This window comes from Deltaproteobacteria bacterium (genome assembly GCA_016235345.1).
In the GTDB taxonomy this organism is placed as follows: Bacteria; Desulfobacterota; Desulfobacteria; order Desulfobacterales; family Desulfatibacillaceae; genus JACRLG01.
In genome coordinates this window covers 43,707-65,419 of the sequence record JACRLG010000023.1, presented here as the reverse complement: position 1 = coordinate 65,419, position 21,713 = coordinate 43,707, and the positions used below count along the sequence as shown (strand labels likewise).

Genomic DNA, 21,713 nt, shown 5'->3' with positions numbered 1-21,713 from the left:
CTTTAAAAATAGCCTTCCACCATGATGTCCGGTCCGAATCTGTGGACGGAGACATCATGCAGATTCCTGCAATCCGCGATTTTTTCAGGGCCTTCGCCCGCGAATATCGGCCTTCCGTCGGCGCCGCCCAGAATCTTTGGGGCGAAATAGAGCAGAACCTTGTCCACCGGCCCGTTTCGGAAAAAGGCCGCGTGAACGAGGCTCCCGCCCTCTATAAGGACGCTTTGAACACGTTGCCCGTTAAAAATAGTCATCACAGCGCTTACGTCAACCCGTCCGGCGGAATTGAGGGCCACGGGGAAGACCTTTGCACCCGCCTTTTCCAGGGCCGCCCTTTTATCTTCCGGCGGATCCGGCCCGCAAAAAATCCATATAGCCGATTCTATTGCTGTGCGCAACAGGGCCGAGGACACCGGGGTTTTGAGATGCGTGTCCAGAATCGCACGGACCGGGTTTTTGACGGGAAGATTCGGGACCCTTGCGGTGAGGGTGGGGTCATCGGCAAGAACCGTCCCCACTCCCGCCAGTATCACGTCAACGGCCCGGCGCACTGTGTGGGCGTGGGCGCGGGATTCCTCGCCCGTTATCCACTTGGAGTCCCCGGTTTTCGTGGCGGTTCGGCCGTCCAGGGTGGCGGCGGCCTTTAAAATCACGAAGGGCCTGTTTTTGGTGACGGACGTTATGAAGGCCTCGTTGAGCCTTTTCGCCTCGGCCTCCATAATGCCGCACTCGGTGATTACACCGGCGGCTGCCAGCCTTTTCAGGCCCCCCACCGCAACCGGGTTGGGGTCATGCATGGCCGCCACCACCCGCTTTATACCCGTAGCGAGAACGGCCTCGGAGCACGGCCCGGTGCGCCCGGTGTGGTTGCAGGGCTCAAGGGTCACGTAAAGATCCGCGCCGCGTGATTTTTCGCCCGCCTCCGCTATTGCGGCAACCTCCGCGTGAGGGCCGCCCGCCCGCTCGTGCCAGCCCTGCCCGACGATTTGGCCGTCCCTCACGATCACCGCCCCCACCATGGGATTGGGCGATGTGGTTCCCCTGCCCTTTTCGGCAAGGCTTAAGGCCAGGGCCATGTAATCCTTATCGGTCGCCATAAAAAAATCGGGGGGGGCGGTTAGGCCCCTCCCCCTTTCGATCGGAAACGGAAATTTTTTCTAAGCCGTGGGCTTGTCCAGAATCTTTTTGAGCTCCGCGAAAAAGTCGTTCACGTCCTTGAATTCACGGTAAACCGAGGCGAAGCGCACGTAGGCCACGGCGTCCAGCTCCCGGAGTTTGTCCATGACCTTTTCGCCCACAACTGCGGTGGGAATTTCCTTTTCCCCGCGCTCCAGAAGCTCCTGGATCAGGGTTTCCACGAAGGAATCGATCACGGACACCGACACCGGGCGCTTTTCGCAGGCCCTTATCATGCCCTGGCGGACCTTTTCGGCGTTGAAGGCCTCCCGGCGGCCGTCCTTTTTGATCACCATGATCTCCGGCTTTTCCACCGTCTCGTAGCTGGTGAAGCGCTTGCCGCAGCCGATGCACTCCCGCCGCCGCCTGATGGCCTCGCCGCCCTTGCCAGGACGGGAATCGATGACCTTGTCTTCCTGTTCTCCGCAATACGGACATTTCATGGCTTGGCCCCTTTCGGTTGGGCGGTTTGGACGAGTTCGATCCCGGCTTCATCCAGCATGGACCTTCCGAGGTCGTCGGCGTAGCCCGACGCGTAATATATCTTGTTGATTCCGGCGTTTATCAGCATTTTGGCGCAGATGGAGCAGGGGGTGTTGGTGCAGTAGAGGTCCGCGCCCCGAATGCTGACGCCGTGCAGGGCCGCCTGGATCACCGCGTTCTGCTCGGCGTGGAGGCCCCTGCAAAGCTCGTGGCGCTCGCCGGAGGGCACGCCCAGCTTTTCGCGCAGGCAGCCGATTTCCAGGCAGTGGGCAAGCCCCATTGGCGCGCCGTTGTAGCCAGTTGTAAGGATGCGCTTGTCCTTGACCAGAATGGCCCCCACGGCCCGCCTGCGGCAGGTGGAGCGCCGGGCCACAAGAGAGGCTATTTCCATGAAATATTCTTCCCAGCTCGGACGGTTGTCCGGTATCGGCGTTTCCGCGCCGGGAGTTTCGGCTGAGGGCATGTCCCCCATGCAGCGTTCGACGTCGCAAACGTCATTCATGGCAATCGGCCCCTCCTTGGAATCATCACTCCGGGGATCGTCTTCCACCGGAGGCGGTTTTCCCATCATGGTCCACTATATCTTGCATTGTAAGCAAGCGATCAAGACTTTTTTTCGATTTTGGCTCCAATCCCCCTGAAAAAGAAACAAAAAGGCCGGGGAAGGATGTTTTTGACACCCCTCCCCGGCCAGTTGAAAAAGTCAGAATATCAAGCCTGGATAAAAACGATGAAGCGCTAAGGTTGGCGGATTCGGGCGGGGAGGAATAGTACACAAGGTACATGACGACCCGCCCGAACCCGCCTGACACAGCGATTCGCGTTTCTAGACGGGCGTCTACAATTTGGCCATGCGGGCCAACGCCTCCTCGATCCTCTCGGCGGGAACCGTGAGCGCCATCCTGATGTAGCCTTCTCCCGGAGCGCCGAAGCCGTTTCCGGGGGTGGTCACTATGCCGCATTGGGTGAGAAGGAGCGTGGAAAAGTCCGCCGAGGTCTTTCCTTCCGGCACCCTTATCCACACGTAGAAGGTGGCCTTGGGCTTTCTGGCCGAAAGGCCCAGCTTCGTCAGGCCCGCAAGCAGGACGTCCCGGCGGTTCTGGAAGATCGCCCGGTTTTCCACAACGCAGGACTGGTCGGAATCGAGAGCAACGATTCCCGCCGCCTGGACGGCGTCGAAAGCGCCCGAATCGATGTTGCTCTTCACCTTTCCAAGGGCCGCTATGGCGTCTGCGTTGCCCACGGCGTAGCCGATGCGCCAGCCGGTCATGTTGTAGGTCTTGGAAAGGCTTCCGAACTCGATGCCCACGTCCTTGGCCCCCTTGGTCTCCAAAAAGCTCACGGGCGCTTCATTATCGAAATAAAGCTCGGAATAGGCCGCGTCGTGGCACACTATGAAGTTGTGATAGTCGGCCATGGACACCACCTTGTTGAAGAAGTCTCCGTCCGCCGTGGCCGCCGTGGGGTTATTGGGGTAATTTAAAAACATCAGCTTGGCGCGGTCCAGAATCTGGGCCGGGAGGTGCGCAAGGTCGGGCAGAAAATCGTTTTCCTCCAAAAGGTTCATGGTGTGGCATTCGCCCCCGCAAAAACCAACGGCCACCTGATAGACCGGGTAGGCCGGGCTCGGCGTTATGGCGAGGTCTCCGGGATTTATGTAGGCCAGGGGCAGGTGGGCTATGCCCTCCTTGGAGCCGATGAGGGTGATCACCTCGCGGTCCGGGTCGAGTTCCACCCCGTGACGGCGCTTGTAGTAGCGGGCCACCGCGTCGTTGAAGGCCCTCATGCCCGAATATGACGGGTAATGGTGATATTTGCCGTCGGCTGCGGCCTCCTGCATGGCTTTGACTATATGGGGCGGGGTGGAAAGGTCCGGGTCTCCCACTCCGAGGTCAATGATGTCAACGCCTTGAGCCTTAACCTCCGCTTTTTTGCGGTCTATTTCGGCAAAAAGGTAGGGCGGAAGGGCCGTCAGGCGGTCTGCGCGTGGAAATCTGTCCATATTCAATTTGAAAGCCTCCTTGGCGGGTTATTTATCTTACGGAATAAACCAGGAAATCGGGCGGCCTGCAACCAATTTCGACCAGGCCGAAATTCAAACGGGCGCTTGACCGATATTACACAATCATTTATCCTCGCCGCCATATCGAAAAAAGTGATTGATCTCACAGTCCGGGAATTGCCTGAACCTTTGGCAGGCTCCCCGGCTCCGCCGCTCTTAACCTTTCATGGCGACATCATCATGAACCCGTCAACAGGCTATGCCCTTGTTCTCTGGGGGGTGCTTCTTTTTCACCTTCCCCAGTTCTACCTCATGTATTTTCTCCAGTTCACGGAGTCAGGCCCCGGTGGATTGCGGGACGCGGCCTTCAACGCTGGGCTTTTTCTGGCCTGGGCCGGGCTTCACAGCCTTCTGGCACGGGGCTTTTCACGAAGGGCCGTTTCAAAAATCTTCGGGGCGGATTTTTCAAAGCTCTTTTACGTGACCGTGGCGGGCCTAACCCAAACGGCGATGATTTTTCTCTGGCGTCCCCTTGAAAACGAAATCTGGCGTTTTTCCGGCGTCTGGTATGCGGTTTTGACCCTCGTGTTCCTTTTTTCGTCGCTTTTCATCTTCTATTCGTCGCTTTTGCTGGATTACATGGAGGTATTGGGGGTGAGGAGCATAATCCGGCGCATGAAAAATGAGCCCAAGCCGGAACAAAAACTCATGATTCGCGGGCCTTACGCTTATTGCCGCCACCCTGTGTACCTTGGAACCCTGGTTTTCCTGTGGATCGGACCGGTTATGACCTCAACCCGCCTCCAGTTCGCCCTTCTGGGCACAGCCTACCTTTTTCTAGGGGCCTGGCTGGAGGAAAAAACAGCGGCAGCCGAGCTTGGGGACCAGTGGAGGCGCTACCGGGAAAACGTGCCCATGTGGATTCCGAGGCTTAGGCCCTGGAAGCCCTGAATCATTCAATTTCGTGGCTATGAACTATTTTCGGCAAAGCGATTTTTCTGGGAGCGCGGGCGTCCCGCCCGCATTGTCTTGTTACAGCGGGCGGGACGCCCGCGCTCCCAGGAGAGAAGCGACTTATCAATCGCCCTGCTTACAAAAGTTTTACAGGTTCCGCATCCTTCTTTGGGCCACGGCGAAGGCGAGAGACGGGAACCACTGGTTGAACCGGGTAACCGCCTTGGAGGGCAGTCCGGGGATTATCTCGTATTGGCCCCTTTCCAGGCCTTTTACTATGATTTCAGCCACTTTTTCCACACTCATCACGGGTATGGTCTGGACCATGGCCCGGTTTTGCGGGGTTCGGCAGGTTTCAAGCTCCTCGGTCATGGGGGAGACGAACTCCGGCGGATAGGCGATGGAAAGGCTCACGCCGGTTCCGCAAAGCTCGCTTCGCACGGAATCCGTAAGTCCCGTTATGGCGTGCTTGGACGAGCAGTAGGCGGCGTAGCCGTAAACCCCCATGCGCCCGGCCACCGAGCAGATATTCAGAATCGCCCCGCTCTTTCTTTCCAGCATTGAAGGTAAAACTGCCTGCATGGCGTGAAGGGTGCCGAAGTAGTTGATGTCCATTACATGGCGGAAGGTTTCAGGCGATAAATCCGTGAACCTGCCCTCCTTCAGCACCCCGGCGGAATTTACAAGAAAATCGACCGGTCCCACGGTCTTGGTAATCCTTTCAAACGCGCCGTCCACCGAGCCTCTGTCCGCCACGTCGCACTCGAAAACCGCCACCGGCGCGCCCTGAGGGTTCGCCTGTTCGATCTCGTCCCTGGCCTTCCTGAGTTTTGCGCCGTTCCTGGCCAAAAGCGCCAGCCGCGCTCCCGTTTTATGAAGAATAAGGGCCATGGCGAGCCCCAGGCCGGACGAACCTCCTGAAATCACGACAACTTTATCGTCGAACATGGGTATTGCCTTCCTCCTCGAAAATTTTTGGGCCAGTATCGCTTCTTTTTTGACACTTGTCAAAAAATCATGTTAGATGCTTTTTCAAGACTGCATACTACTTTTCACCACTGATAATACCTGCCCGCGCACCTGGCCATTTCTGACCCACTTTCGGACATTTTAGGGACAAAATGCGCTCATGTGTGCGTATTTGGGAAAAAACGGGCGTTTTTGCACCTGTTTGGACGAGTCCGATCTTATCCGTTCGGCCATTTGGACGTGGACGGGCTTATAAGTTCGGGCGACGGTCCCTCCTTTTTCGGGCCAAATGCCAGCCATGAGAACCCGGCGACCCAAAAAACCGGGCCGACCAAACCATCCGATCCAAGCCCGAAAATCATAATCCATCTCAAGGAGGCAAGCGTATCATGGGCGAAAAATATTTCTTCACTTCCGAATCGGTCACAGAAGGACACCCGGACAAAGTGGCGGACGCCATTTCGGACGGAATTCTGGACGCCATCCTGGCCCAGGACAAGAAGGGCCGCGTGGCCTGCGAAACCCTTGTCACCACGGGCCTTGCCTTCATAGCGGGCGAGATCACCACAAGCTGCTACGTGGACATGCCGGAAATCGTCAGGCGCACCATAAGGGATATCGGCTACGACTCAAGCCAGATGGGCTTTGACTGGCGCACCTGCGCGGTGGTGACGAGCCTTGACCGCCAATCGCCGGATATAGCACAGGGCGTGGACGAGGGCACCAGCGAGTACAAGGAGCAGGGCGCGGGAGACCAGGGCCTGATGTTCGGCTACGCCACGGACGAGACCCCGGAGCTCATGCCCATGCCCATAATGTACGCCCATAAAATCTGCCGAAGGCTCGCTGAAATCCGCAAGAACGGGGCCATAGACTTTCTTCGCCCCCACGGCAAGAGCCAGGTGACCATAGAATATCAGGACGGCGTTCCCCGAAGGGTGGACGCGGTGGTGGTCTCGGCCCAGCACAAGCCGGACGTGACCCTAAGCGAAATCCGCGAGGCCATAACCGAGGAGGTCATCAAAAAGACCATCCCAAAGCACATGATAGACGGCGACACCAAGTATTTCATCAATCCCACCGGGCGTTTCGTTGTGGGCGGCCCCATGGGGGACTGCGGGGTAACGGGCCGCAAGATCATCGTGGACACCTACGGCGGCCAGGGCTCCCACGGCGGCGGGGCCTTTTCGGGCAAGGACCCCTCCAAGGTGGACCGCTCAGCCTCCTACATGGGCCGGTACATCGCAAAGAACATCGTGGCCTCCGGGCTCGCCAAAAAATGCGAGGTCCAGATAGCCTACGCCATCGGCGTGCCGCACCCGGTCTCCATCCTCGTGGACACCAAGGGCACGGGCATGGTCAATTCCGAGCGCCTTCGGGAGATCGTGACCACGGTCTTCGATCTTCGGCCCGCCGCCATCATCAGCCAGTTGGACCTTCTGCGGCCCATTTACCAGAAAACAGCCGCATACGGGCATTTCGGACGGAACAACCCGGATTTCACCTGGGAGAGGACGGACAAGGCCGAGGAAATCCGCAAGGCCGCAGGTGTCTGACCGCCTGGCTTGAGAACGGATAAGGGGCTGGTGAACCGGAAAAAGTCTCGACACGCAAATCATCATCTAATATTGTCAGGGTGAAAACTCCCCTTTCACAAGATGACGAAAACTTACAAAGGCGCGGCGTTTCTTTTTTCGGATTCACGAACCCTAAAGCGAAAGGTGAAACCATATGGTGAAACTCGGAATCATAGGAGGGTCGGGCCTGGACGACCCGCAGCTCCTTGAAGGCGGCCAGACCGTGGCGGTGGAAACCCCCTACGGTCCGCCCTCATCCGTAATAACCCAGGGCAAGATAAGCGGCGTGGACGCGGCCATTCTGTCAAGGCATGGCAGGGGCCACACCATCTCGCCCACGAAGGTCAACTACAGGGCCAATATCTACGCCTTAAAAGCCGTGGGGGCGACCCACATAATCGCCACCACCGCCTGCGGGAGCCTTCGGGAGGAAATCGGCAGGGGCGATTTCGTGACCCCGGACCAGTTCATAGATTTCACCAAGCACCGGGTTTCCACCTTTTTCGAGTCCTTTGAAAACGGCGCGAAACACACCGCCATGGCAGACCCCTTCGACGCCGGGCTCCGCCGCGCCCTGGTGGAGACCGCCCGCGATCTTGGTCTCAAAATCCACGACAGGGGCACCATGATAACCATAGAAGGCCCTCGGTTCTCCACCCGCGCCGAATCCCACATGTTCAGAATAATCGGCGGCGACATCATAAACATGAGCGTGGCCCCGGAGGCGATTCTGGCGAACGAAATAGGCATTCCCTACGCGGCCATAGCCATGAGCACGGACTACGACTGCTGGAAAACCGACGAGGAGCCCGTGACCTGGGACGACATCCTGGCGGTCTTCCACAAGAACGCCGACAACGTGAAGCGAATACTCATAAACGTCGCGGCCAAAATCGCCTGAGACAGCCCCGAACAACCCCGAAGACCATTTCGGAAGAGGAGCTATAATGGACTTGACCAAGGTTATAAGAACGGTGCCCAACTGGCCCATAGAGGGCGTCATGTTCCGGGACATAACCACCATTTTGCAGGACCCCGTTGCCTTTCGGGTGGCAATCGACCTTTTCTACGCCCGCTACAAGGACACCGCCCTCGATAAAATCGCGGGCATCGACGCGCGCGGCTTCATATTCGGCTCGGCCCTGGCCTATCGCATGGGGGTGGGTTTCGTTCCTGTCCGCAAAAAGGGCAAACTCCCCTTTACCACCATAAGCGCCAGTTATTCCCTGGAATACGGCAAGGACACCGTGGAAATGCACTCGGACGCCATCAGCTCCGGCGAAAAAGTCCTGATCGTGGACGATCTCATCGCCACCGGCGGCACCATCTCCGCAGCGGTTCAGCTTGTTCAGCAACTGGGCGGCAACATTCTGGAATGCGCCTTCGTGGTGGAGCTTCCCGACTTGAAGGGCCGTGAGCGCATCCCGGACCAGAAGGTGTTCTCACTGTGCTCCTTTGAGGGCGATTAATGCAACGGTTAAGCCGTTTGCCAGCTTGCCATGAACTCTTGATATCAAACAAATTTCAACCCGTCGAAGTTAGCGGGATCGAAGCCTGTCTATCAATTTGAACTTTGGCGATGAAGTGCTAAGGTTGGCGAACAGAAAAGGAAGGAGCGTACCCGCCCAAGAAATCACAGAGTTCTTGGGCTGAATCAGAATGTTCGTACGTGACTGACTTTTCTGTGATGCCTGACACAGCAATTCGCGTTTTTAGACGGGCGCAATGGAGGCTATATGGATTGGGGTATGAGTAACAGAATGTCCCGGCTTTTCCGGGAAGACGGCAACTGCATGTTTTTACCCATTGACCACGGATATTTCCAGGGACCCACGAGAAAGCTGGAGCGGCCAGGCGACACCATAGCGCCCCTCACCCAGTGGGCGGACGGGCTTTTCGTCACGCGCGGCGTTTTACGCAACGCCATCGATCCCGCGCTTAAAGTGCCCATAATCCTGCGGGTTTCGGGCGGAAGCTCGGTTATCGGCCACGACCTTGCGGACGAGGACATCTTCACCAGCATCGAGGAGGTGATCCGCGTGAACGCCTCGGCTGTGGGCGTTTCCGTCTTCGTGGGCACCGATTACGAGCGCCAGAGCCTTATGAACCTTGCGAAACTGGTGAGCGAGTGCGAGCGCTACGGAATCCCGGTCATGGCGGTGACGGCGGTGGGCAAGGAGCTTGAAAAGCGCGACTCCCGCTACCTGGGCCTGTGCTGCCGCATTGCAGCCGAGCTTGGGGCGCGGGTGGTGAAAACCTACTGGTGCGAGAATTTCGAGAAGGTGTCCTACGGCTGCCCGGTTCCGGTCATCATGGCTGGCGGGCCCAAGGTGGAAGACCAGGGCGTCTTCAATTTCGTGCACGACGGCATGACCAAGGGAGCCAAGGGCGTCAACCTTGGCCGCAACATCTGGCAGCACGAGCACCCCGTGGCCATGATGAAGGCCCTTTTCGCCATCGTCCACGAAAAGGCGACTCCGGCGGACGCCATGAAGATATTCAAGGCCGAAACCCAGGGCGGCGCTCCGAAAAAGACGAAGAAAAAGTAGCACTGCCGAAACCGCCCGGTTCCGGGTTTTTCGCACGTTGAAATTAATGGCAGCCAAACCCCCGCCCGGCTCATCCACCCTCCCCCGGAGGGGCCGGGACGGGGGCCTTTCCCCCATTGAATCCTTCGCCGGTTCCCGAAACCGGACAACTCATCTCAAAAGGATGGCCCCCATGCTTAACGACCTTGCATTATTTTCGGGAAACGCCACACCGGTTCTTGCCGGGAAAATCTGCCAGTACCTCAAACTTCCCCTTGGCCAGTCCATGGCCCAGAAGTTTTCCGACGGCGAAACCCGCGTGGAAATCCAGGAAAACGTGCGGGGAAAAGACGTGTTCGTGGTCCAGAGCACCTGCCCCCCCACCAACGACAACCTGATGGAACTGCTCCTCATGCTGGACGGGCTGAAACGCTCATCCGCCAAGAGGATCACCGCCGTCATCCCCTACTACGGCTACGCCCGCCAGGACAAGAAGGTGACCCCCAGGGTGCCCATAAGCGCAAGGCTCGTTGCGGACATGCTTATAATGGCGGGGGCCGGGCGCATAATCACCATGGACCTGCACGCGGGCCAGATTCAGGGCTTTTTCAACGTGCCGGTGGATAACCTTTTCGCGGCCCCGGTGCTGATCTCCGACATGCGCACCCGCTTTGACAACGAAAAGGTGGTGATAGTCTCGCCGGACGCGGGCGGAGCCGAGCGGGCCCGAGCCTTTGCCAAGCGCCTGGACGCGGACCTCGCCATGATCGACAAGCGCCGGAGCGCCCCCAACCAGGCCCAGGCCATGAACGTGATAGGCGAAGTGAAGGGCAAGACCGCCGTCATCCTGGACGATATGGCCGACACCGCCGGAACCCTTTGCGAAGCGGCCCGCGCCCTTACGGACCGGGGAGCCACAAGCGTACACGCCTATGTGTCCCACCCCGTGCTTTCGGGGCCTGCGGTTTCGAGGATCAGGGAGTCCAGCATCGCATCCTTTGTTGTTACCGATACCATCCCCCTTGGGCCGGAGGCGGAAAAACTCGAAAAAATCCGGGTGCTGTCCATCGCGCCCCTTGTTGCCGAGGCCATCATAAGAAGCCATGCGGGGGATTCGGTCAGCTCCTTATTTGTATGACGCTCCTGGGCCTCATTTAAGATCGCCAGAAAACAATCATCAGGAGTTTATCCTGGGAGCGCGGGCGTCCCGCCCGCATTGGACGGCAAAAGCGGGCGGGACGCCCGCGCTCCCAGGGAAAAGCCTTGCACCTTGCTCCTCGCCCATTTCCAAAGGAGGGACACCTTGGCCACCCTTGAGCTTGACTCCAAGATAACGGGAAGACTGAAAGCCTTGCAGGAAAGCGCCGCCGAGTTCGGACGCGACGTGGTGCGCCCGGCTGGCATAGCCTTGGACCGCCTGCGGGACCCCAAGGACGTGATAGCTAAAAACTCGGTGTTGTGGGACGTTTTCCGGGGCTTTCGGGAGCGCGGACTTCATAAGGCCATGATTCCTGCGGCCTACGGCGGAACCATGGGCGACCTACCCCCGCTGGCCGTGCCCCTGGTGAACGAGCAGATGGGCTACGCCGACGGCGGCCTTGCGGTGAGCCTGCTTGTCTCCGGCATGCCCTTTGCCCTGTCCATCTTATCGGCGGATAAAGGCGTGCGCAACTGGAGCCAGGAATACGTTCGGGACAAAAAAAGCGAGATGATCGGCTGCTGGGCCATCACGGAACCCGACCACGGCACGGACTGGGTGATGGGAACAAGCCGGGAGGGATGCAACCCCAAGCTCGCTCCCGGACTCACGGCGGTTCTGAAAGGCGACGAATACATAGTGAACGGCTGGAAAAGCGCCTGGGTCAGTAACGGCACCATCGCCACCCACGCTGTTCTGCATGTGGGCCTGGATTCCAGCCTTGGGGTCCACGGAAGCGGCATCGCCCTCTGCCCACTGGACCTTCCGGGAGTCAGCCGGGGCGCGGCCCTGAACAAGGTGGGCCAGCGCGCCCTCAACCAGGGCGAAATCATCTTCGACAACGTAGCGGTCCACAAAAAGTACATGCTGATCTCGGTCCCCGGCTTTTTCGGGGCCAACCTTTTGGGTCACGCCATCCTTGGGCTTGCCAACTCCAGCATGGGGGCCACCTTCGCAAGCCAGGCCCAGGCGTCCTTTGATCTGGCCCTCAATCATGCACGCAACACCCAGCGAAACGGCGAGTTTTTGTACGAGAGAAAGGACATCAAGATCAAGCTCTTCCGCATGTTCGCAAAAGTGGAGGCGGCGCGCCTTCTGGCCCGCAAGGTGGCCAACCACTTCTTCTCGATGCTTTCGGGTTTTCCCGTGGGGACGAGCCTTTCCAGCAAGGCCACCTTCTGGGCCCTTGGCAACGCCATCAACGGATACCTGTGCGCCTACGAAAAAAGCGAGGCGGTTCGCAAATTCTCCATGTCCCTCACCAACCCGGACAGGCACAACGCCCTCATGGAGTGGGGCAAATACGGGGTCCTGTCCAAGATCACAGCCACCGAGACAGCCTGCTCCGTGGCTGACGACGCCATGCAGATATTCGGCGAGGAGGCCCTCAATCCGGACTGCCCCATCGAGAAGATGCTCCGGGACGCCAGGGCCTCCACCATAGAAGATGGGGTGAACGATGCGCTGGCCATGGCCTCCTGCGAGGGCCTTTGAGGCGGACTGTGTAAAAACGCGAATTGCTGTGTCAGAGCAAAGCGGGCGGGTCGTCATGTACGACAAGTACTATTCCTCCCCGCCCGCTTCACTCTTCCTTGCACTTCATCGTTTTTACCCAGCCCGCATATTACGACTGTTAAACAAAGCAGGAAAAAGTCCCAATCAGATACAAGCACGACAGGAGGCGCAACATGTCCCTTTTCGATATGGACGTGATCGGAAGTCAGGAAACAAAGGCCATGCTGAAGGAGGTTGCGAGGTTCGCGGCGAAGATCATGCGGCCCGCCGGAATCGAGCTGGACAGCCTGGACGGTGTGGCGGACATCTTTAAAAAGGAGTCGGTTTTCTGGGAGGTCTGGAAGGGCTACAGAAAGCTCGATCTGCACTTGAACGGAATCCCCGAAGCCCTTGGCGGAATGGGGGAGCCTGACTGGCTGGCATCGATTCTTCTGGCCGAGCGCCTTGGAGCCGCCGACATCGGACTTGCCCTCTCGCTCAACGCCAGCGACGCCGCGTTTAAGTGCATGGCCCTTTTCAAGACTCCGGCTGCTGACAAGCTGGCGGGCGCGTACTGCGCCGACCGCGACTGCGCCATGATCGGGGCTCTTTCCGCCACATGCGGCCTTGACGACCCGGACGCGGAAACGGGAATAACGGCGGAGCAAAAGGGCGCGGGCTGGGTGCTTAATGGCGGGGAGCCCAAGGTCACCAACGGCGCAATAGCCACCCACGCGGTTTTCGCGGTGACGGTGAGGGAACAGGACGGCCAGGATGGAAGGGGCTTCTGCGTTGTTCCCCTTGGCGAAAAAGGCGTGACGGTGGGGCCTTCGCGGAAAAGGCCGGGCCAGCGGACCCTGAATCAGGCGGGAATAAGACTCAAAGACGTGAAAATCCCCAAGGGCCTTTGCGCCGTAATGGGCCAAAAGGAGATGGAAGAGGCGAGGCGGAAACGGGCAAGCGGGGAAATCCGATTCGTTTCAGCGGTCTACACCGGGGCCGCAATGGGAGCGTGGGAAGAAGCCGCCAAATACGCCAAGGGCCGCATTCAGGGAGGCCAGCCCATCTACTTTCACAAGAACATCCAGCTCCAGTTCTTCAACATGCTGAAAAACCTGGAAGCCGCAAGGGCCTCAATAAGGCGCACTGCAATGTATCAGGCCAATTCGGCCTCCCCGGCTCCTGCCGTGTTCGGGGCCGCCGCAAAGTGCCTGGCCGCTGAAACCGCAACACTCGTGGCAAGCGAGGCCATCCAGATTTTCGGCGGCTACGGGCTCACCAAGGAGTTCCCGGCGGAAAAAATCTGGCGCGACGCCCGAATCGGCATGATCGAGCACGGGATCAATGAGGATTTGGCGCTTCACGCAATGGCAGCCTTGTAGCCCTTCCATTTAGCTTCCTTACCCCCGTCAAATGGCGGCGCGGCCCGAAAAGCCCGCCGCCGTCTGCTTTTTATGGAACATGGAAACCTTGCGGAACTTTTACTTGACAAGCCCCGCTAAATAGGAATAATTCTTATCTACAAATCAAACTCAAGCAGGAAGAGTTCGTAATGGAGCCTGATGCGGAAACATTCAATGCACGCCTTGAAATGTTCAGAAACGGACTTCGGAAGGCCGGAATCAAGCTCACTCATCAGCGCCTGGAAGTTTTCCGGGAAGTGGCCAAATCCATCGACCACCCGGACGCGGAAACGGTCTTCAAGGCCGTAAGGGAGCGGGTTCCCGTAATCAGCCTGGATACGGTCTACCGCACGCTGTGGCTTCTCGTTGACTTGAAGCTGATAGACACCCTGAACCATCCTCATGAAAGGATACGCTTCGACGCCAACACGGCGGCCCATCATCATTTCGTATGCGACAAATGCAGCATGACGCGGGATTTCTACAGCCGGGAGCTTGACGGCCTCAAAATCCCGGACTCGGTTAAGGCCCTTGGAACAATTGAAAAAACCCGGGTTGAAGTAATCGGGATTTGCGCCAATTGCGAAAAGACAAACAAAAAACCCTAACCCCTGAAAGGAGTCATCATGAAGAAAAAGCTCACCACCAACGCAGGCGCTCCCGTACTGGACAACCAGAATGTTTTGACAGCCGGGCCGCGCGGCCCCATGCTCCTTCAGGACGTGTGGTTCCTGGAAAAGCTCGCCAGCTTTGACCGGGAGGTGATCCCGGAAAGAAGAATGCACGCCAAGGGTTCGGGCGCGTATGGGCATTTCACGGTAACCCACGACATCACCCGCTACACCAGGGCGAAAATCTTTTCTGAAATCGGCAAGAAAACCGAGTGCTTCCTGCGCTTTTCCACGGTGGCGGGCGAGCGGGGCGCGGCTGACGCGGAGCGCGACATCCGGGGTTTCGCCATGAAGTTTTACACCGAAGAGGGCAACTGGGACCTCGTTGGCAACAACACGCCGGTCTTTTTTCTGCGCGACCCGTTAAAATTCCCCGACCTCAATCACGCCATCAAGCGCGACCCGCGCACCAACATGAGAAGCGCCAAAAACAATTGGGATTTCTGGACATCGCTTACCGAAGCCCTGCACCAGGTCACCATCGTGATGAGCGACCGTGGAATTCCCGCCACCTACCGGCACATGCACGGCTTCGGAAGCCACACCTTCAGCATGATAAACGCCGCAAACGAAAGATACTGGGTCAAGTTCCACCTGAAAACCCAGCAGGGGATAAAAAACCTGACCGACGAGGAAGCAGAGGCCCTTGTGGGCAAAGACCGCGAAAGCCACCAGCGCGACCTTTACGAGAGCATCGAAAAGGGCGATTTTCCCCGCTGGACCTTCCACATCCAGGTCATGCCCGAAAAGGACGCCGCCACCCGCCCCTACAATCCCTTCGACCTCACCAAGGTGTGGCCCCACGGGGATTACCCCCTGATCGAGGTGGGAGTTCTGGAGCTTAACCGCAACCCTGAAAACTACTTCGCGGAAGTGGAGCAGGCGGCCTTCAACCCGGCCAACATCGTTCCGGGCATAGGCTTTTCGCCGGACAAAATGCTCCAGGGAAGGCTTTTTTCCTACGGCGACGCCCAGCGCTACCGCCTGGGCGTCAACCATCATCTTATCCCCGTCAACAAGGCCCGCTGCCCGTTTCACAGCTACCACCGGGACGGGGCCATGAGGGTGGACGGCAACCACGGATCAACCCTTGGCTACGAGCCCAACAGCTACGGCGAATGGCGGGAGCAGCCGGATTTCTCCGAGCCGCCCCTTTCCTTGGAAGGGGCCGCCGACCACTGGAACCACCGGGTGGACGACGACTACTATTCCCAGCCCGGAAAGCTCTTCCGGCTCATGAGCAAATCTCAGCAAAAGGTGCTGTTCGAGAACACCGCCCGCGCCCTTGGCGACGCGCCCAAGGAGATAAAGGTGCGCCATATCGGAAACTGCCATAAGGCCGACCCGGCCTATGGAATCGGGGTCGCCAACGCCCTTGGCATAAGCATGGACGAGGTCCCGAAATAGCCAGTTTCCGGTTTCTTCGTTTCATTGCTATTCATTAAAAAAAGAGGCCTGGAGCAGCAAAGCTCCGGGCCTCTTTGTTTACCCAACACGGTATGAAGCATGTTTCAATCAAAGCGGTAGCCCATGAATTTCAGAAAGGCCGGAAAGTCCCAAAGGTCCGAGGAATGACGGTTCCAGGGCTTCAGGCTCGTGTAGAAGGGGTTTTCCGTCAGGTCCGTGGCAAAATCCTTGTCTGCGCCCACGAAAAGGTCCAGGGGCATCCAACTCATGAGAAGGGTCTCGAAAGGTTTCACCGAGCCCTTCACGTGCCCGCGCAGGATACCCTTGTCGTGGAAGAAGCTAATTGTCCCGCCGTCCGGCAGGGGAAGACGCCTCAAGCCCTCCATGGGAAGCACCTTCATGGGAACGGGCTTGAAGGTTTTACCGTCACCGAAAAAATCCGTTGCGCCCACCGCCGACAGTTCCATCAGCCTGTGAACGCCCGGACGCAGAACCGCGACGAGCCGCGCATCCGCCGACTTGAAATCCAGCATGGCCGGGAGGCGCTCGCCGTACACCCTCTGATAATCCTTGGGATGGTTTTCCGGCAGGAATTTGGGGTCAAGGTTCGTGGTGGGGATGATGGCCGCGTAACATCCGCAGGTGTGGACCGTTGTTACGAGTATCGGCTTTCGGGCCTCGTCCAGGGTCACGATGAGCATTATTCCCGGGTTTTTCCCGGCTGTGAGAATGAAGGGTATCAGGCTGTAAGGCGTGTTGGAAAAATGAACCCGATAGATCAGGTTCGTCAGGTTTTTTCCGCCGACCGTGAAGGATTTTTCCTCGAAATAGACAGCCGGGTCATCGGTATCGATGGCGATTTCAGGCTTTCCCCCCTCCCTTTTGGTGGCCTTCACGCTTCCCACGAGGTTTTCCGGGCGGTCGTTCTGAACCACGAAAACCGGGCAGAACCGCACGGCCTGGCTTTCCGGGCCGGATAAGCCTTCCCCGCCTCCTTCCGTTCCGACGGCGCTTCCGGCCCCGCCTTCCGCCACGTAGGCCCTGTGGGGATTGGCCGCATCAATGGCCAGATAATGCCCGCACCCGGCGAACACCGCCACGAACAGAACAGCCGCCAGCAAAAGTATAATCCGCCGTTTCAGTCGCATTGGATTTCTCCCTTCCAGGTTGAAATGAAAGAACGACATGGTTTATCATATTAAAATATTGTAACATCCACCGGTCCTTGTTCCCGCAAAAAAAATTGCCCGCAGGAAAACGCATAATGGCCTCAAAGCGGTTAAAATATGCAAGATTTGTGGTGTACTCCCTGTGTGCCGCCTCCTTCGCGCTTCTGTATTTCCACACCTATTCATTGAAAATTGAAAGGATAACTCTTTCCCTGCCAAATTTTGAGGGCCGGTTCCGGGCTGTCCTTATTTCGGACCTTCATTTCAAAAGGGAAAACCGCCTCATAAAAAGGCTGGCCCAGGAAACAGCGGCGGCGAAACCCGATTTCCTGTTTATTACCGGCGATAACATCGACAACCTGAAAAAATGGCCCGCCTGTAGAGCATGGCTCGGAAAACTAAAAAAGCCCACTATGAGCTATTTTGTTCCTGGTAATTGGGAGCACTGGTCAGGAGCACTTGACGCCGGGCTTTTGGGGGACATGGAAAAACTGGGATACAGGGTGCTTTTCAATCGCGGCGAACAGTTGAAAATCGGGACCGAAAGGATTTATATCGCTGGAATCGACGACGTGTATTACGGCGAGGGCGACCCCGGCAAGGCCCTAAAAAATAGGCCAGCCGGGGTTCCCGTCATCCTTTTGAGCCACACTCCGAGGGTCATGGGCTGGCTTCGGGGTAAAAAAGTCAACGCGGTCCTTGCCGGGGACACCCACGGGGGCCAGATACGTTGGCCCTGGCAAAAAAGGAAGCCCGTGACCTCCATCAACGGACGCTTCGAGATGGGATATTACCGTGTTGGCGACTCCGATCTCTATGTTACACGGGGCGTGGGGGTGTCTGTTTTTCTGTTCCGGCTTTTTTGCAGGCCGGAGCTGACCATTATAGATTTTCAGGGACGCGGCCATAAAACGGCAAAGGCCCTGCAATAAGCGCCTTGTTATTCCTGTTCCGGCTTCACCTTTTTATTGTAGCAATCAACCGGAAGCCTCCCGGCTCTTGCGATGCAGGCGTTGCACCAGTCGCATTGGGGGCCTTTAACGCCATCTTTCACGTGCCGGAAAAGTTCGGGGTCGGCGATCATGGCCCGTGCTGACGACACGGCGTCGCACCGGCCCGCTTTTATCGACTCCTCCATTTTCTCGCCCGAAATGAAGCCCCCCACGCAGATCACCGGAATTTTTAGGGCCTTCTTGAAACGCGCCGCGTGCGCCGTGTTAAAGCCCTCCCTTGGCGACCAAAGGAAGTTGAACCCGGCGGCCATCAGCGGGCCTGCGGCCTTTACCCCGGTGCGCTGGAACCAGGGAAGCTGGTCGCCTATGCCCTCGGTCATGAGCCCCTTGAAGAACTCGTCAAAGGTTCCCCGAATCATGGGAAAGCCGCTCTCGTAGTGGCCCACGGTGATTTCCACCGCGTCCAGGCCCTCGCTTTCGAGGATTCTCGCCACGTCCACAAGCTCCCTGTTGGTAAGGCCGCGCCTTCCCGGAAGGGCGTCCTCGCCGTTCAGCTTCAAAATCACCGGATAATCCGCCCCGCAGCGCTCCCGCACGGCCCAGTAGACCTCCAGCAAAAAGCGAAGGCGCTTGAAAAAGGTGCCGCCGTACTCGTCCGTTCGCCGGTTGGTGTAGGGGGTCAGGAACTGGTTGACCAGATACCCGTGCCCCGCGTGGAGCTGCACCCCGTCGAATCCGGCCTTTTGGCAGATTTCGGCGCTTTTCGCATAGGCCTTCACCGTTTCGCGGATTTCGGGAACCGTGAGGGGCCTGGGCTTGGTGCCCATCACCTTTTCCCGCACGTCCGAGGCGGACACGGCGCTTGATAGGCCCATGGCGCGCGCCATGACCTGCCTGCCGCAGTGGTTTATCTGGCCGAAAAGCGCGCCGCCGTAGGAGTGAACCAACTCCGCCCAGCGGGCGAGGCCCGGAATCTTGTCGTCGTGGTCGGCCCCGCACATGCGGTAAGTGGACTTGCCCTCGTTCGTCACGTAGAGGTTTCCGGTGATTATGAGGGGCGTTCCCGCTTTTGCGATCGGCTCGTAAAAGGCCAGAAGCTCGTCGGTGACAAAGCCGTCCACCGAGGCCCTGGTTTCAGATGTGGCGGTTTTGAAAAGGCGCGCCGGGACCGAAAGTTTTCCAATTGAGAGCGGCGAAAAAAGAAGGCGGGACTCGCCGGACATGATGTCCTCCTATTTCCTTTTCCCGAGGTTTTTGTCCATGAGTTTGCTTACTAGACGCATGGCCATGTAGTGAATCCACGGGAAATGGCGCTTCACGAACCACGCGATTTTGACATCTATGGAGGTCATCACGAGAAATTTCCGCTTTTCGACGGCGGAAATCATCTGATCCGCCACCTTTTCAGGGGAAATCGCGATCTTGCGGAACCTGTCGCGCAAGCGTCCCGTTTCCACCCCTTTGGCAAAAATCTCCACGCTTTCCACAAGGCCCGTGTTCACGGCTCCGGGGCAGACCAGGGTGACTGAAATCCCGTGCTTTTCAAAATCCAGACGCAGCACCTCCGAAAGCCCGTTAACCGCGAATTTCGTGGCCGAGTAGACCCCGTGCCAGGGAACACCCATGAGGCCGGCAAGGCTCGACACGTTTATTATGTGCCCGCTGCCCGCCCGGATCATCTGCTGCGAAAATGCCTCGATGAAGTGGACAACGCCCCAGAGGTTGACATCTATCACCCGCTTCCAGTCCTTGTGGGCCATGTCCTCCACCTGGGCGAAGGTGGCCACGCCCGCCACGTTGGCCAGAACGTCCACCGGACCGAAACCCGTGTGGACTTCCTCCGCCAGGGCCGATACGGCCTCGAAGTCGCCGACGTTTACGGCCCTGATCAAAAGCACTGTTCCGCCCTGTTTGGCTATGCGCTCCGCAGTGTCGGCCAGGCCCTTTTCATTGATGTCCGTTATCACCAGCTTCGCGCCCTTTTTCGCGGCGGCGAGCGCAAAGGCCCGACCTATGCCGCTTGCGGCCCCGGTCACCAGGACGATTTTCCCGGAATCAAGCTTCATGGATGTCTTCCTTTTCAGAATGCGTTAGCCGTTTTTCCAGTCAACTAATTCCGATAAAACCATCATCCCGTCGTGGCTCTGGCCGCCGTAGCCCGTGCCCGCGCGTCCAAGGTCGATCACGTTGGATACTCCCCGGGCCGCTATCAAATCCCGCATGGCGGAAAGCCTTTCTGGCGGATAGACGCCCACGGTGGAGACTCCGGGGTGAAGGTACTTAAGACAGCCGCCAAGGTCAGGAACTGCGCGCACCATCACAAGGCGGCTCATGGTGAGGACGGATAGCGGAAACTCGCCGTCCGGGAGTACCGCTCCGGATGAAAAAGCGCCGTCCCGCAGGTTCACGAACCACCTGGCGTTAACGAAAAGTCCGCGCTGAAGCCGCTTTATGTCGCCTTTGACCCTTGGAAGCACGAGGTTTGGAGCGGCCCGGTCAAAGGCCGCAAGCGCCTCCCGCAGAGCCTCTGCGTAAGTCGCCGCCTGTTCCATATCCCCTTCCACGTAGTGAATCTGGCTTGCGATGCAGGCCTTCTGGTTGGCGACGCATGTATCGGTTGCGGACCTTCGGGCTGCGGTTGAAAGGTTTCCGGCAAAGGCCTCGCGCCCGATGAAGCTTACCCCGTAGCGCGGGTTGAAGGCGAGAACCTTTGTGTAGATGGCCCGCTTTTTGACGGATTCCACGGATTCCGGCGCTCCCCACACGATGATCCGGTCATAACTTCCGGGGCTCATGAGGGCGTCCTCGTAGGATGCGTCCCCGCCCGGCCAGTAGACGATGGAGATGTTTTTCGTGATTGGGGAATCCGGCAGCATGAGCGCCGCAGCCATGCCAAGAAGGGCAGCCGGAACCACCGCCCCGAAGGGGGCTTTCAAGGTCACCGCGCTTTTTGTGAGAACGGCCCGAAGAAGGCTGATTAGAGGAATCTGGGGCGCGTTTCCCGCCGTGATGTGCAGTTGGCGCGTGGGAAAGGCCCGAAGCAGGGGCTGCCGCTCCACACTCAAAAACGGATCATCGCCGAAAAGCGCCGCCGCGAGCATGGGCGCGGGGTCTGCGGCCCTGGCTGGTTCGGGTATGTCGCACCATTTGTCCAGAAGATCATTCCCCGGTATTCCCCAGACCGACAGTTCACTGTCCACCATCTTTTGGGCTTGGGCCGAATCCAGCAGAAAAGGAAAGGCCGCGAATCCGCCGTCGTGCCACAAATCAGGATGTTCGCTGGTTTTTGCGGTGTCCCGCCTTATTTCATCAACGAAGCCGGGAGATTTTTCCAGCGCCTCCCGCACGCCGTCCAGCCAGTTCGTGACGCCCGAAAAAGTCATTGGCGCGAGTTGTTCAGCAATCCTGCCGGTATCGGATTCGATCACTTCCCCCGGCAAAAAATCCGGCAGAACCGTGAAGACTGTCTCCCCGGTGCGTTCAAGGCTCTTTCTGTCGTAAACCGGCTCCCGCAGAACGAGGTTTCCCCCAATCTTTGCAGAGGTCGATTCCGGCCCTTTCGCTCCGAAGGCCCTGTCTATCTCCGCCCGGCTCACCGCCCCAGGAAGTCGCAAGGCCCCCTTGACCACTATGGGAAGCCGGAGAATTCCGTCTTCGTCCAGGCGGAACAACTTGTTTTCCCTCGCAAATTCCTCAAGTTTCGTTTTCATCTTTCCCACTCCCCCGCCC

The 21,713-nt window shown here is 58.3% G+C and carries 20 protein-coding genes; 11 read left to right on the top strand and 9 right to left on the bottom strand.

Annotated features, from left to right (window positions below):
* Window positions 1–2: 2 nt before the first annotated feature.
* From ribD to HZB23_10915, 4 genes are all read right to left on the bottom strand, one after another.
* Window positions 3–1,097 (bottom strand): bifunctional diaminohydroxyphosphoribosylaminopyrimidine deaminase/5-amino-6-(5-phosphoribosylamino)uracil reductase RibD, encoded by a 1,095-nt coding sequence (gene ribD, locus HZB23_10930; GenBank protein MBI5845169.1) that lies wholly within the window; start codon window positions 1,095–1,097, stop codon window positions 3–5.
* Window positions 1,098–1,157: 60 nt separating this feature from the next.
* Complete coding sequence (gene nrdR / locus HZB23_10925) at window positions 1,158–1,619, bottom strand: transcriptional repressor NrdR (protein MBI5845168.1); 462 nt, start codon at window positions 1,617–1,619, stop codon at window positions 1,158–1,160.
* Window positions 1,616–2,122 carry a cytidine/deoxycytidylate deaminase family protein gene (locus HZB23_10920; GenBank protein ID MBI5845167.1) on the bottom strand — a complete coding sequence of 169 codons (507 nt, stop codon included), beginning with the start codon at window positions 2,120–2,122 and terminating at the stop codon, window positions 1,616–1,618. Before HZB23_10920 ends, nrdR begins: the two co-directional genes overlap by 4 nt.
* Window positions 2,123–2,497: 375 nt before the next feature.
* Complete coding sequence (locus HZB23_10915) at window positions 2,498–3,661, bottom strand: LL-diaminopimelate aminotransferase (GenBank protein ID MBI5845166.1); 1,164 nt, start codon at window positions 3,659–3,661, stop codon at window positions 2,498–2,500.
* Window positions 3,662–3,901: 240 nt separating this feature from the next.
* Between HZB23_10915 and HZB23_10910 the strand changes: the two genes are divergently transcribed.
* Window positions 3,902–4,612, top strand: a complete 711-nt coding sequence (locus HZB23_10910) for an isoprenylcysteine carboxylmethyltransferase family protein (GenBank protein ID MBI5845165.1) — start codon at window positions 3,902–3,904, stop codon at window positions 4,610–4,612.
* Window positions 4,613–4,762: 150 nt separating this feature from the next.
* Here the strand turns inward: HZB23_10910 and HZB23_10905 are convergent, their stop codons facing one another.
* A complete protein-coding gene (locus HZB23_10905) occupies window positions 4,763–5,563 on the bottom strand; it encodes an SDR family oxidoreductase (protein ID MBI5845164.1) in 801 nt (266 codons plus the stop codon).
* A gap of 410 nt (window positions 5,564–5,973) precedes the next feature.
* Between HZB23_10905 and HZB23_10900 the strand changes: the two genes are divergently transcribed.
* The 9 genes from HZB23_10900 to HZB23_10860 all read left to right on the top strand — a co-directional run bounded on the left by HZB23_10900 (window position 5,974) and on the right by HZB23_10860 (window position 15,862).
* Window positions 5,974–7,140: a methionine adenosyltransferase gene (locus HZB23_10900; GenBank protein ID MBI5845163.1), complete on the top strand. Its 1,167-nt coding sequence runs from the start codon at window positions 5,974–5,976 to the stop codon at window positions 7,138–7,140.
* Between the two features lie 175 nt (window positions 7,141–7,315).
* Window positions 7,316–8,062 (top strand): S-methyl-5'-thioadenosine phosphorylase, encoded by a 747-nt coding sequence (mtnP, locus tag HZB23_10895; GenBank protein ID MBI5845162.1) that lies wholly within the window; start codon window positions 7,316–7,318, stop codon window positions 8,060–8,062.
* 46 nt (window positions 8,063–8,108) lie between these two features.
* Window positions 8,109–8,630, top strand: a complete 522-nt coding sequence (locus tag HZB23_10890) for an adenine phosphoribosyltransferase (GenBank protein ID MBI5845161.1) — start codon at window positions 8,109–8,111, stop codon at window positions 8,628–8,630.
* A 267-nt stretch (window positions 8,631–8,897) separates the two neighbouring features.
* The gene (lsrF, locus tag HZB23_10885; GenBank protein MBI5845160.1) at window positions 8,898–9,710 is read left to right on the top strand and encodes a 3-hydroxy-5-phosphonooxypentane-2,4-dione thiolase; all 813 of its coding nucleotides are present in this window, start codon (window positions 8,898–8,900) and stop codon (window positions 9,708–9,710) included.
* A 172-nt stretch (window positions 9,711–9,882) separates the two neighbouring features.
* Complete coding sequence (locus HZB23_10880) at window positions 9,883–10,827, top strand: ribose-phosphate pyrophosphokinase (protein ID MBI5845159.1); 945 nt, start codon at window positions 9,883–9,885, stop codon at window positions 10,825–10,827.
* A gap of 165 nt (window positions 10,828–10,992) precedes the next feature.
* Window positions 10,993–12,381, top strand: a complete 1,389-nt coding sequence (locus tag HZB23_10875; GenBank protein ID MBI5845158.1) for an acyl-CoA/acyl-ACP dehydrogenase — start codon at window positions 10,993–10,995, stop codon at window positions 12,379–12,381.
* A 194-nt stretch (window positions 12,382–12,575) separates the two neighbouring features.
* Window positions 12,576–13,763 carry an acyl-CoA/acyl-ACP dehydrogenase gene (locus HZB23_10870; protein ID MBI5845157.1) on the top strand — a complete coding sequence of 396 codons (1,188 nt, stop codon included), beginning with the start codon at window positions 12,576–12,578 and terminating at the stop codon, window positions 13,761–13,763.
* A 170-nt stretch (window positions 13,764–13,933) separates the two neighbouring features.
* Entirely contained in the window at window positions 13,934–14,392 is a 459-nt protein-coding gene (locus HZB23_10865) for a transcriptional repressor (GenBank protein MBI5845156.1), read from the top strand.
* An 18-nt stretch (window positions 14,393–14,410) separates the two neighbouring features.
* Window positions 14,411–15,862, top strand: a complete 1,452-nt coding sequence (locus tag HZB23_10860) for a catalase (protein MBI5845155.1) — start codon at window positions 14,411–14,413, stop codon at window positions 15,860–15,862.
* A gap of 104 nt (window positions 15,863–15,966) precedes the next feature.
* On the opposite strand, the gene HZB23_10855 is transcribed toward HZB23_10860, so the two are convergent.
* Entirely contained in the window at window positions 15,967–17,010 is a 1,044-nt protein-coding gene (locus HZB23_10855; GenBank protein MBI5845154.1) for a hypothetical protein, read from the bottom strand.
* Window positions 17,011–17,126: 116 nt separating this feature from the next.
* Between HZB23_10855 and HZB23_10850 the strand changes: the two genes are divergently transcribed.
* Window positions 17,127–17,963: a metallophosphoesterase gene (locus HZB23_10850; protein MBI5845153.1), complete on the top strand. Its 837-nt coding sequence runs from the start codon at window positions 17,127–17,129 to the stop codon at window positions 17,961–17,963.
* Window positions 17,964–17,971: 8 nt separating this feature from the next.
* On the opposite strand, the gene HZB23_10845 is transcribed toward HZB23_10850, so the two are convergent.
* Genes HZB23_10845 through HZB23_10835 form a run of 3 tightly spaced genes read right to left on the bottom strand, consistent with a single transcriptional unit; the run spans window position 17,972 to window position 21,694 of the window.
* The gene (locus HZB23_10845) at window positions 17,972–19,207 is read right to left on the bottom strand and encodes an NADH:flavin oxidoreductase (protein MBI5845152.1); all 1,236 of its coding nucleotides are present in this window, start codon (window positions 19,205–19,207) and stop codon (window positions 17,972–17,974) included.
* Between the two features lie 9 nt (window positions 19,208–19,216).
* Entirely contained in the window at window positions 19,217–20,050 is an 834-nt protein-coding gene (locus HZB23_10840; protein MBI5845151.1) for an SDR family oxidoreductase, read from the bottom strand.
* Between the two features lie 24 nt (window positions 20,051–20,074).
* Window positions 20,075–21,694, bottom strand: a complete 1,620-nt coding sequence (locus tag HZB23_10835; protein MBI5845150.1) for a hypothetical protein — start codon at window positions 21,692–21,694, stop codon at window positions 20,075–20,077.
* Between the last annotated feature and the right edge of the window lie 19 nt (window positions 21,695–21,713).

Bases quoted from the DNA above. Each gene is read 5' to 3' on its own strand.
- HZB23_10850 (MBI5845153.1), top strand. From the start codon at position 17,127: ATGGCCTCAAAGCGGTTAAAATATGCAAGATTTGTGGTGTACTCCCTG.
- HZB23_10840 (MBI5845151.1), bottom strand. From the start codon at position 20,050: ATGAAGCTTGATTCCGGGAAAATCGTCCTGGTGACCGGGGCCGCAAGC.
- mtnP (MBI5845162.1), top strand. From the start codon at position 7,316: ATGGTGAAACTCGGAATCATAGGAGGGTCGGGCCTGGACGACCCGCAG.
- HZB23_10920 (MBI5845167.1), bottom strand. From the start codon at position 2,122: ATGCCCTCAGCCGAAACTCCCGGCGCGGAAACGCCGATACCGGACAAC.
- HZB23_10890 (MBI5845161.1), top strand. From the start codon at position 8,109: ATGGACTTGACCAAGGTTATAAGAACGGTGCCCAACTGGCCCATAGAG.
- nrdR (MBI5845168.1), bottom strand. From the start codon at position 1,619: ATGAAATGTCCGTATTGCGGAGAACAGGAAGACAAGGTCATCGATTCC.
- HZB23_10910 (MBI5845165.1), top strand. From the start codon at position 3,902: ATGAACCCGTCAACAGGCTATGCCCTTGTTCTCTGGGGGGTGCTTCTT.
- HZB23_10835 (MBI5845150.1), bottom strand. From the start codon at position 21,694: ATGAAAACGAAACTTGAGGAATTTGCGAGGGAAAACAAGTTGTTCCGC.
- HZB23_10915 (MBI5845166.1), bottom strand. From the start codon at position 3,661: ATGGACAGATTTCCACGCGCAGACCGCCTGACGGCCCTTCCGCCCTAC.
- ribD (MBI5845169.1), bottom strand. From the start codon at position 1,097: ATGGCGACCGATAAGGATTACATGGCCCTGGCCTTAAGCCTTGCCGAA.
- lsrF (MBI5845160.1), top strand. From the start codon at position 8,898: ATGGATTGGGGTATGAGTAACAGAATGTCCCGGCTTTTCCGGGAAGAC.
- HZB23_10865 (MBI5845156.1), top strand. From the start codon at position 13,934: ATGGAGCCTGATGCGGAAACATTCAATGCACGCCTTGAAATGTTCAGA.
- HZB23_10900 (MBI5845163.1), top strand. From the start codon at position 5,974: ATGGGCGAAAAATATTTCTTCACTTCCGAATCGGTCACAGAAGGACAC.
- HZB23_10860 (MBI5845155.1), top strand. From the start codon at position 14,411: ATGAAGAAAAAGCTCACCACCAACGCAGGCGCTCCCGTACTGGACAAC.
- HZB23_10845 (MBI5845152.1), bottom strand. From the start codon at position 19,207: ATGTCCGGCGAGTCCCGCCTTCTTTTTTCGCCGCTCTCAATTGGAAAA.
- HZB23_10870 (MBI5845157.1), top strand. From the start codon at position 12,576: ATGTCCCTTTTCGATATGGACGTGATCGGAAGTCAGGAAACAAAGGCC.
- HZB23_10880 (MBI5845159.1), top strand. From the start codon at position 9,883: ATGCTTAACGACCTTGCATTATTTTCGGGAAACGCCACACCGGTTCTT.
- HZB23_10905 (MBI5845164.1), bottom strand. From the start codon at position 5,563: ATGTTCGACGATAAAGTTGTCGTGATTTCAGGAGGTTCGTCCGGCCTG.
- HZB23_10855 (MBI5845154.1), bottom strand. From the start codon at position 17,010: ATGCGACTGAAACGGCGGATTATACTTTTGCTGGCGGCTGTTCTGTTC.